Source organism: Vibrio sp. V43_P6S15P86, from assembly GCF_009904725.1.
Taxonomy (GTDB): Bacteria; Pseudomonadota; Gammaproteobacteria; order Enterobacterales; family Vibrionaceae; genus Vibrio; species Vibrio diabolicus.
Genome location: NZ_WXWT01000395.1, coordinates 1 through 9824, shown reverse-complemented (window position 1 = coordinate 9824; position 9824 = coordinate 1). Strand labels below are relative to the sequence as shown.

7 protein-coding genes are annotated in these 9824 nt (G+C 45.2%); 2 read left to right on the top strand and 5 right to left on the bottom strand.

The window, feature by feature from the left end:
• The first annotated feature begins 218 nt into the window (after positions 1-218).
• On the top strand, positions 219-1703 hold the full coding sequence (gene ilvC / locus CAG69_RS17915; protein ID WP_046874191.1) for a ketol-acid reductoisomerase: 1485 nt from the start codon (positions 219-221) through the stop codon (positions 1701-1703).
• 182 nt (positions 1704-1885) lie between these two features.
• Here the strand turns inward: ilvC and ubiK are convergent, their stop codons facing one another.
• From ubiK to CAG69_RS17895, 4 genes are all read right to left on the bottom strand, one after another.
• Positions 1886-2137, bottom strand: coding sequence for a ubiquinone biosynthesis accessory factor UbiK (gene ubiK / locus CAG69_RS17910; RefSeq protein ID WP_005379099.1), 252 nt, complete (start codon positions 2135-2137; stop codon positions 1886-1888).
• Between the two features lie 131 nt (positions 2138-2268).
• A complete protein-coding gene (gene vmeD / locus CAG69_RS17905; RefSeq protein WP_048624578.1) occupies positions 2269-5391 on the bottom strand; it encodes a multidrug efflux RND transporter permease subunit VmeD in 3123 nt (1040 codons plus the stop codon).
• A gap of 12 nt (positions 5392-5403) precedes the next feature.
• Complete coding sequence (vmeC, locus tag CAG69_RS17900) at positions 5404-6510, bottom strand: multidrug efflux RND transporter periplasmic adaptor subunit VmeC (RefSeq protein ID WP_005398173.1); 1107 nt, start codon at positions 6508-6510, stop codon at positions 5404-5406.
• An 18-nt stretch (positions 6511-6528) separates the two neighbouring features.
• Positions 6529-7110: a TetR/AcrR family transcriptional regulator gene (locus CAG69_RS17895; RefSeq protein ID WP_005398171.1), complete on the bottom strand. Its 582-nt coding sequence runs from the start codon at positions 7108-7110 to the stop codon at positions 6529-6531.
• Between the two features lie 168 nt (positions 7111-7278).
• Here CAG69_RS17895 and rep point away from each other — a divergent pair, with 168 nt between their 5' ends.
• Complete coding sequence (gene rep, locus CAG69_RS17890; protein ID WP_161445471.1) at positions 7279-9294, top strand: DNA helicase Rep; 2016 nt, start codon at positions 7279-7281, stop codon at positions 9292-9294.
• Positions 9295-9367: 73 nt separating this feature from the next.
• Here the strand turns inward: rep and CAG69_RS17885 are convergent, their stop codons facing one another.
• Entirely contained in the window at positions 9368-9781 is a 414-nt protein-coding gene (locus tag CAG69_RS17885; RefSeq protein WP_005384252.1) for a c-type cytochrome, read from the bottom strand.
• Positions 9782-9824 lie beyond the last annotated feature (43 nt).

The following is a 9824-nucleotide window of genomic DNA, read 5'->3' as shown; positions in this document are numbered from 1 at the left end:
CATCGCTGCTGCGGTCTTAGCGAAACTTTTACTCTCACACAGATGAATAAAAAGTTGCAGGCTTTTGATATTCATTAAATCTTCATTTCCATGTTGCACAAATTGCAATAACTAATTGTGAATATATCACTTTAGGCAATTTAATGTCTGTTTTAGTATGAAGTTATTCGGTAAGGCAATTACCGACCTCAATGGAAGAATCTCAAAGGAGCACCCAGATGGCTAATTATTTCAATACCTTAAACTTGCGCGAGCAGTTGGACCAATTAGGTCGTTGTCGCTTTATGGATCGTAGTGAATTTGCTTCAGAAGCGGATTACTTAAAAGGCAAGAAAGTGGTCATCGTAGGTTGTGGTGCTCAAGGTCTTAACCAAGGTCTGAATATGCGTGACTCTGGCCTAGACGTTGCTTACGCGCTTCGCCAAGCAGCAATTGATGAGCAACGTCAATCTTTCAAAAATGCAAAAGACAACGGTTTTGAAGTAGGTAGCTACGAAACGCTAATTCCACAAGCTGACCTAGTAGTAAACCTTACTCCAGATAAGCAGCACACAAACGTTGTTGAGACTATAATGCCGCTAATGAAAGAAGGCGCAGCGCTAGGTTACTCACACGGCTTCAACGTTGTTGAAGAGGGCATGCAAATCCGTAAAGACCTAACAGTAGTAATGGTTGCACCTAAGTGCCCGGGCACGGAAGTTCGTGAAGAGTACAAGCGTGGTTTCGGTGTTCCAACTCTTATCGCTGTTCACCCAGAGAATGACCCAAAAGGTGAAGGTTGGGATATCGCGAAAGCTTGGGCTGCAGCAACAGGTGGTCACCGTGCAGGCTGTCTAGAGTCTTCTTTTGTTGCTGAGGTGAAATCTGACCTAATGGGTGAGCAAACTATCCTTTGTGGCATGCTACAGGCTGGTTCTATCGTATGTTACGAGAAGATGATTGCTGATGGTATCGATCCTGGCTACGCAGGTAAGCTTCTTCAATACGGTTGGGAAACGATCACGGAAGCTCTGAAGTTTGGTGGTATCACTCATATGATGGATCGCCTAACTAACCCTGCAAAAGTGAAAGCATTTGAGCTTTCTGAAGAGCTAAAAGAGCTAATGCGTCCGCTATACAACAAGCACATGGACGATATCATTACAGGTCACTTCTCTAGCACTATGATGGCTGACTGGGCAAACGACGATGCGAACCTACTAGGCTGGCGTGCAGAAACGGGTGAAACTGCTTTCGAAAACTACCCAGAAACTGACGTAGAAATCTCTGAGCAAGAGTACTTCGATAACGGTATCCTGATGGTTGCTATGGTTCGTGCGGGTGTTGAGCTAGCATTCGAAGCAATGACGGCATCTGGCATCATTGATGAGTCTGCTTACTACGAGTCTCTACACGAGCTGCCACTTATCGCAAACACTATCGCACGCAAGCGTCTATATGAGATGAACGTAGTTATCTCTGATACGGCAGAATATGGTAACTACCTATTTGCTAATGTAGCAACGCCGCTACTGCGTGAAAAGTTCATGCCTTCTGTCAGTACAGACGTTATTGGCAAAGGTCTAGGTGAAACGTCTAACCAAGTGGATAACGCGACTCTTATCGCTGTGAATGAAACAATCCGCAACCACCCTGTAGAATACATCGGTGAAGAACTACGTGGTTATATGACAGATATGAAGCGCATCGCGGTTGGTGGCTAATTTTCTTTGCTGCAAAGCGGAGAAAATATTAAATGAACTCTGGCCAGACTGGAGTCGATAAATACAAAAACACAACATCTAATCAAAAGGCTTGGTCGCCGTTGACCAAGCCTTTTTGTTTTTAGCCGATTTATCTGCGCGCCGATAAGAAAAACGCTCCTTTGTGAGGAGCGCTTTGATACTTATTTTTCAGCAAGCTTTTCTTCAAGTTGTGCCAACTTCTGTTCCATTTCTGTTAGCTTTTGACGTGTACGTAGTAAAACTTGAGTTTGAACATCAAACTCTTCGCGACTTACAACATCTAGCTTGTTTAGCTGGCCTTGGATTACTTGACGAACTTTCTGATCGACATCAGAGCCCAACTCTTTTACAGGTTGAGGCATTGAGTCGTGAATCTGTTTAGCAATTTGCTCTAATTTCTTTGGGTCAAACATAGTGGCTAAAACTCCTTTTGATTTGTCCTCATTTTAAGTAAATGATACGTGAAAGTCGCCATTTAGATGGCAAAAAAGAGAGCGGCAATAAAAAAGGCCACCGAAGTGACCTTTTTGAATGCCTTAATAGCTTATCTGTTATCCGCTAATTCACGATGAGCTGCTTTCGCTTCATCAACTCGTGCCAATTTCTCCAAGTCTTTGTCTTCAACAAATACTGGCAGTGGTTTGTGTTTTTCTGCTAGGTAGCTGTAAATCACAGGTAGTACGAATAGTGTGAACAATGTACCAATTGCTAGACCAGCAACGATGACGATACCGATACTGAAACGTTGTGCGGCGCCTGCACCTGTTGCGTACATCAGCGGGATCAGACCTGCGATCATTGCTGCGGTTGTCATTAGGATAGGGCGAAGACGCACTTTCGCAGCCTCCATCACCGCATCAATACGAGACAGTTTATTATGTAACTGCTCTTCTTTGGCTACTTCACAGATCAAGATACCGTGCTTGGTGATCAGGCCGACCAGCGTGATCAAACCAACCTGCGAGTAGATGTTCATTGAGGCCGTACCCCATGCCAACGCGATCAAGGCACCACATATTGCTAGCGGTACAGATACCATGATGACAATAGGGTCGCGGAGTGATTCAAATTGAATCGCCAGAACGAGGAAGATGATCGCAAGTGCAAGACCAAAGGTTGCATACAAGGCACTACCTTCCGTTACAAACTGACGAGATTCGCCCATGTAATCGTGGTTATAGCCTGCAGGCAGTTTGGTTTGTGCGATGTCTTCAAACCAGTTAATTGCATCACCCATAGCAACGTTAGGCGATGGCACCGCACCTACCGTCGCGGAGTTTAGCTGGTTGAAGTGTGGCAAAGAGCGAGGCTCTGCAATCACATCAATCGTAATCAAGCTGCTTAGTGGGACGGCTTTACCATCAACAGAACGCACATAGTAGTTCTTCATCGACTCTGGGTTTAGACGCCATTTACGTTCAACTTGAGGAATCACTTCATATGAGCGGCCGTTAAGGTCGATACGGTTAACGTAACCATCAGCCATCATGGTGCTGAGAGTGATACCAATATCTTGCATGGTCACACCGTAGGCACCGGCTTTGTCTTTGTCGATCTTAATCTTCATAGTTGCTGAATCGTAGTTCAGGTCTAGATCGGAATAGACAAACATTGGACTACTTGCAACATCGGTCAGGATATCGCTAGCGATAGTAAACAAGCTTTCGAAGCTATTTGGTGTCGTAATTACAAACTGGACAGGTAGGCCTGAGCCCGCACCAGGCAGTTCTGGCATTTGGAACGCAGTGACAGACATACCTGGGACACTTGAAACTAGGCCTCCCACACGTTTTGTGATTTCAGATTGACTTGCTTCTCGTTCACTCCATGGCTTCAATGTTGCTAGACCAAACGCTTGGTTTGAGTTCGGCACACCGTTAAATACCTGAGCGTATTCTACTTCTGGCTGATCAGAGAGAATCTTATTCACGTCATCCATGGTGTTTTGGATGTAGTCCAAGTTCGCGTTTGATGGTGCGGTACCCATCAGAACAACTACACCTTTATCTTCGGACGGCGCCAGCTCACTAGGAATAAACTTAAATAGAATCGGTAAGCTCGCAAATACAATTATCGCAAATGCAATTACAACAGGACGGTGAGCCATGACTGCTGTAAGCATTTTCTCATAGCGATTAGTCATGCCATCAAGGATATGATGAACTTTTTGCTCAAACTTGCTCGGTTTTTCATTCGCCTTCAGCATCTTTGAACACATCATAGGTGATAGCGTTAAAGCGATGATACCGGACACAAATACCGAACCTGCTAGCGTTAAAGCGAACTCTTTGAACAACGAGCCTGTAATACCGCCCATCAACGCGATTGGTGCGTATACCGCACCTAGCGTTAATGTCATCGCAATAACTGGCACTGCAATTTCACGCGTACCAATGATTGCTGCACGGAATGGTGACTCGCCTTCTTTGATATGACGATCCACGTTTTCTAGTACCACGATCGCGTCATCCACCACCAGACCGATGGCAAGTACCATCGCCAGTAGTGTCATCAAGTTCCAAGAGAAGCCCATTGCCTGCATAACCATCGCTACACCAATCAAAGAGAGTGGAATAGTGACGATAGGAATGATGACCGCACGGAACGAACCTAGGAACAGTGTGATCACTACAAGTACGATAATTGCCGCTTCAAGAATCGTTTTCACTACTTCGTGAATTGACTCGTTGATCGCAATGGTAGAGTCGTACATCACGTTCATTTTGATGTTACTTGGTAAGTTGCGCTCAAGTTGAGGTAATAATTCAAGTACATCAGCAGCGATGTTGATTGGGTTGGCACTTGGCGCGGCGTTGATTGCAGCAACCACGGCTTCTTGGCCGTTTGCACTTGCACGGTAAACGTCGTGGCTCTTCTCAAGTGTTACCTTCGCGATATCACCTAAGCGAATAACGTCCCCTTCACCCGTTTTTACGACCAACGCTTCAAGTTCAGCAACGTTTGATACCTGAGTATCCGCGCTACCGTTATAAAGCACGAACTCACCCGTCGCTTGACCCGTCGCAGATTGGTAGTTGTTGGCGTTAAGAACGCTCATCACATCCGTTGCAGTCAACTTTAATGCGCCCATTTTGGCTGGATCTAGCCATACGCGCAGCGCGTATTTCATACCACCGTAAAGGTCAACTTTTGATACACCATTTACAGTGAATAGCTGTGGGTTGATTACACGCTCAAGGTAGTCGGTGATCTGGCTGGAAGACAACTCGTCACTGGTAAAACCAATATACAATACCGCGGTAGTAGAACCGGTCGACATCGTTACGGTCGGGTCTTCGGCTTCTTTTGGAAGCTGGGAACGTACCGAGTTAGTTTTCGCTAAGATGTCAGCCAATGCCGCATTTGGGTCAGTATTCAACTTCATGTTTACAGTAATGGTCGATTTACCCAGTACCGATTGCGAAGTCATGTAATCAATATTATCGGCTTGCGCTACCGCTTGCTCCAATGGCTGAGTAATAAAACCTTGGATCAAGTTGGCACTTGCACCGTAGTAACTGGTGGTCACGGTGACCACCGTATTCGTCATTTCAGGGTATTCACGAACCTGCATTTTGAACACCGCTTGCAAACCAAGCAATGCAATCAAAAAGCTGATCGATACCGCTAAAACTGGACGTTTTATAAAAACATCTGTAAAGCGCATGATGCCTCCAACTTAAAGCATTGGTGTTTCAGCAGGTGGGGTAGTTGCATCGCTTTCGACAATGCTTACTTTCGCATGGTTACTCAAACGGACTTGACCCGATGTCACTACCACATCACCTGGCTTCACGCCTTCTAGAATGTGTGCGATATCTTTAGAGCGTTCGCCAACTTTTACCACATGCTGCTTAACGCGTTTTTCGCCATCTTCTTCTGTTACGATGTAAACATTGTCGCCATACAGCGTAAATGTGATCGCGGTTTGAGGTAGAGTGACCTGATTTTCTAATTTAGGCAGAATGATGTTTGCACGCGCGAACATACCACTACGTAGTTTGCCGTCACTGTTAGGGATATCCGCTTGAACTTGAATCAAACCACTTTGTACGTTTACAGCTGGTTCAATCGCAGAAATAGACCCTTTGAAAGGTTGGTCTGGATAAGCGTCAACAAAGATATCCACTTCTTGATCGATATTGATACGTGAAATATCGGTTTGTGGCACGGTGAAGCGCAAGCGCATCACGCTGGTGTCTTCCAGGCGAACAATATCGGTACCCGCTTGTAGGTACTGACCTAGGTACACGTTACGAATACCTACTACACCATCAAATGGTGCTTTGATCTCGCGTCGGTCGATGGTCGCTTTCAAGCTTTCAATGTCCGCTTTTAAGGAGAAGTAGTTCGCTTCTGCTTCGTCATACGCTTCTTTAGAAATAGAGCCTTTTTTAAATAGCCCTTGGTAGCGTTTGTATTTCGCTTCTGCTGCTGGCAACTTGGCTTGCGAGCTCTTTAAATTCGCTTTCTCAACGTCAGAGTCAAGCAGTACTAATGGCTGACCTGCTTTGACTTGAGTGCCGGAATCAAATGCGATTTTGTCGATAACACCACTGGTTTCGTTTGCGACCGTCACACCTTGGTTTGGTTCGATAAAACCGATAGCCTCGATCACTGGTACCCAATCAACCGCTTGTACTTCCGTCACGGTTACTGGGAACTCAGGTTCAGGACGGTTTGCCATGTATTCAGCAATCTTTTGTTGCTTAAATAAGTTGAAACCTATCACGCTGCCGAACAATAGAACGGCGATAAGTAACATAAAGAAAGTCCACTTTTTCATTCTATTAAGAACTCCAAGTTAGTGTTTAATAATTGCATCCCAACTGGCTTCAATAGCAGCTTCTAATGCCGCCTTATCCAGTTGATAAAATCCCAAAGCGTGTTTCCTAGCAAGTGCAACACTTGCCTCAAAACTCAATCCAGAAAGCACTTCGTTATCGAGAGGCTTGAATACGCCCTCTTCTTTCCCCTGATTAAAAAGAAGATCTACTTGGGCAAACATTTGTCTTTCAAGTTCCCGAGCTTTGCTACTATTTGAACAGGGTAGAGATTCATATTGAACTCGATTGCTGAGCGCATTTAAATTCGAGCTCGCTAGATTCCAAATATTGAGCCACATGGTTCGATATCGCTGTTTTAAAGGCATCTCTTCACTCACGCCCAGTTGCACAGCCGTAGCGACGCGCTTTGCTACGTTAAGGCGTAACTCCTCCAAAAGATGTTCTTTATCTGAGAAATAACGATAAATCGTTCCTGCTGCGACACCTGCTTCATTGGCGAGCTTTTGCATGGAAAGCCCTTGAAAGCCCGATTCAGCAATGAGTTGCTCTGCAGCGACTAAGATTTGTTCTCGCTTATCTACAGCAGGGTTATCCTTCATAATCCTACCACCAGTGAATGAACGTTCATTCATTATAGCTCAAATACCCGCCTTTTATGCAACAGAATGTTGCGCTTGTTGGTATGAAAATTACAAGAAATCAGCGTAGCTTTCACGAGGCCACCCCTTTATCATAGGCGCCACATTTATCACCCGCAGAGAATTTCTATGAAGCTGAACCCTAGTCAAGATGAAGCCGTGAAATACGTGTCTGGTCCATGCCTAGTGCTAGCTGGTGCTGGCTCGGGCAAAACTCGTGTTATTACCAATAAAATCGCTTATCTGGTTCAGCAATGTGGCTACAAAGCGCGTAATATTGCAGCGGTGACGTTTACCAACAAAGCGGCGCGTGAGATGAAAGAACGTGTCGGCCAAACGTTGGGGAAAGCCGAGTCTAAAGGTTTGATGGTATCAACGTTCCACACCTTGGGATTAAACATCATCAAACGCGAATACAAGCATTTAGGGTTGAAAGCGGGCTTTTCACTGTTTGATGACCAAGACCAACTGGCGCTACTCAAGGAACTTACCGAAAAGCAGCTTGATGGTGATAAAGATCTGCTACGTCAGCTTCTGAGTTGTATTTCCAATTGGAAAAACGACATGTTGACGCCAGAGCAAGCCAAAGCGCGTGCGCAAGGTGAGCAGCAGCAATTGTTTGCGTTCTGCTTTGATATGTACCAAAAGCAAATGAAAGCCTATAACGCGCTCGATTTTGATGACCTAATTTTGATGCCCGTTTTACTCTTACGCAATCATGAAGACGTTCGTCAACGTTGGCAGAACCGCATCCGTTATCTACTGGTTGATGAGTACCAAGATACCAACACGAGTCAATATGAGTTGGTGAAATTAATCGTCGGTGAACGTGGGCGATTGACGGTCGTAGGAGATGATGACCAGTCCATTTATTCATGGCGTGGTGCGAAGCCTCAGAATCTAGTCTTGCTGGGTGAAGATTACCCGAATTTGCGATTGATTAAGTTGGAGCAAAACTACCGTTCAACGAGTCGAATCCTGCGTGCGGCCAACATTTTGATAGCTAACAACCCTCACGTCTATGAGAAGTCCTTGTTCTCTGAAATTCCTGACGGTGAAAAACTCAAAGTGTTGTTGGCTAAAAATGAAGAGCATGAAGCAGAGCGCGTAACGGGTGAACTAATTGCGCACAAGTTCCTAAACCGTACCGAATATAAAGATTATGCGATTCTATATCGTGGTAACCACCAATCACGTTTGATTGAAAAGTCTCTGATGCAAAACCGCGTACCGTATAAAATTTCTGGCGGCACCTCGTTTTTTGCGCGCGCAGAGATTAAAGACATCATGGCGTATTTGCGCGTTTTGGTTAATCCGGATGACGACAATGCATTTTTGCGCATTGTGAATACTCCACGACGTGAAATTGGCCCAGTAACGTTAGAGAAGTTAGGCAGTTATGCCAATATGCGAGGGAAGAGCCTGTTTGAGTCGAGCTTTGAAATTGGGCTCGAACAGCACCTAACGGGACGTGGCCTAGAAAACCTGCGTCGTTTCACCCAATGGCTAGTGGCGATTGCTGATCAAGCTGAGCGTGGTGATACCGTCGAAGCGGTTCGTTCGCTAGTTCGTGATATCCATTATGAAGATTGGCTATACGAAACTTCAGCAAGTCCGAAAGCCGCTGAAATGCGAATGAAGAACGTTTCTGACCTTTATTCATGGATAGTGGCGGACCTAGAGGGTGACAACTACGATCAAGAAGAGAAAACGTTAAAAGAAGTCGTTCAACGTTTGACCTTGCGTGACATGATGGAGCGCGGTGAAGAAGATGAAGACAGTGATGCAGTACAACTGATGACCTTGCACGCATCAAAAGGTCTTGAGTTCCCATATGTATACTTAATTGGGTCCGAAGAAGGTATTTTACCGCACCAAACCAGTATTGATGAAGACAACGTCGAAGAAGAGCGTCGTCTGATGTATGTTGGCATTACCCGTGCGCAGCGTGAACTGACTTTCACTATGTGCAAAGAGCGTCGACAGTTCGGCGAGTTGATCAAACCGACTCAAAGCCGCTTTTTGGATGAGCTGCCATTTGATGACGTTGAATGGGAAGTGAATAAAAAGCCAGTATCAGCAGAAGAGCGTATGGCGAAAGGTCAAGCACACATTGCTAATATTCGAGCAATGTTTAAGAAGTAAAGTAACCTTGTTCTCACTGACTAAAAACAAAAAGGCTTGCCAACTGGCAAGCCTTTTTCGTTGATGTCTTTACTTATAGACCTTCAATCATGTGGTCAATTGCTGCGATGATTTCATCGTCAGAACAGTCCATACAGGTTCCTTTGGCTGGCATCGCATTGAAGCCTTCTAATGCGTGCTTCACTAACGTATCTTTGCCTTGTGCAATACGTGGTGCCCAATCATCGGCATTACCTGTTTTAGGTGCGCCGTTTACACCAGATGCGTGACAAGCAATACAAAAAGTACCATAAACTGTGGCGCCATCACGTGGACCGGTTGGTTCTTCTTTTACTGGCTCAGAACCTGCTAGATAAACATCACCGACAGGTTGGATGCGTTCTGCGATCGCATCGTATTCAGTTTGGCTGATGTCAGAAGCTAAAGCTGCCGTAGAAAACGTTAAGGCAGCGAACAAAACGCTAATCATTTGTCGAGACATATCCATTAAACCCACTTCACATTCCCGAGGTAAGTGACTTACCTATTTA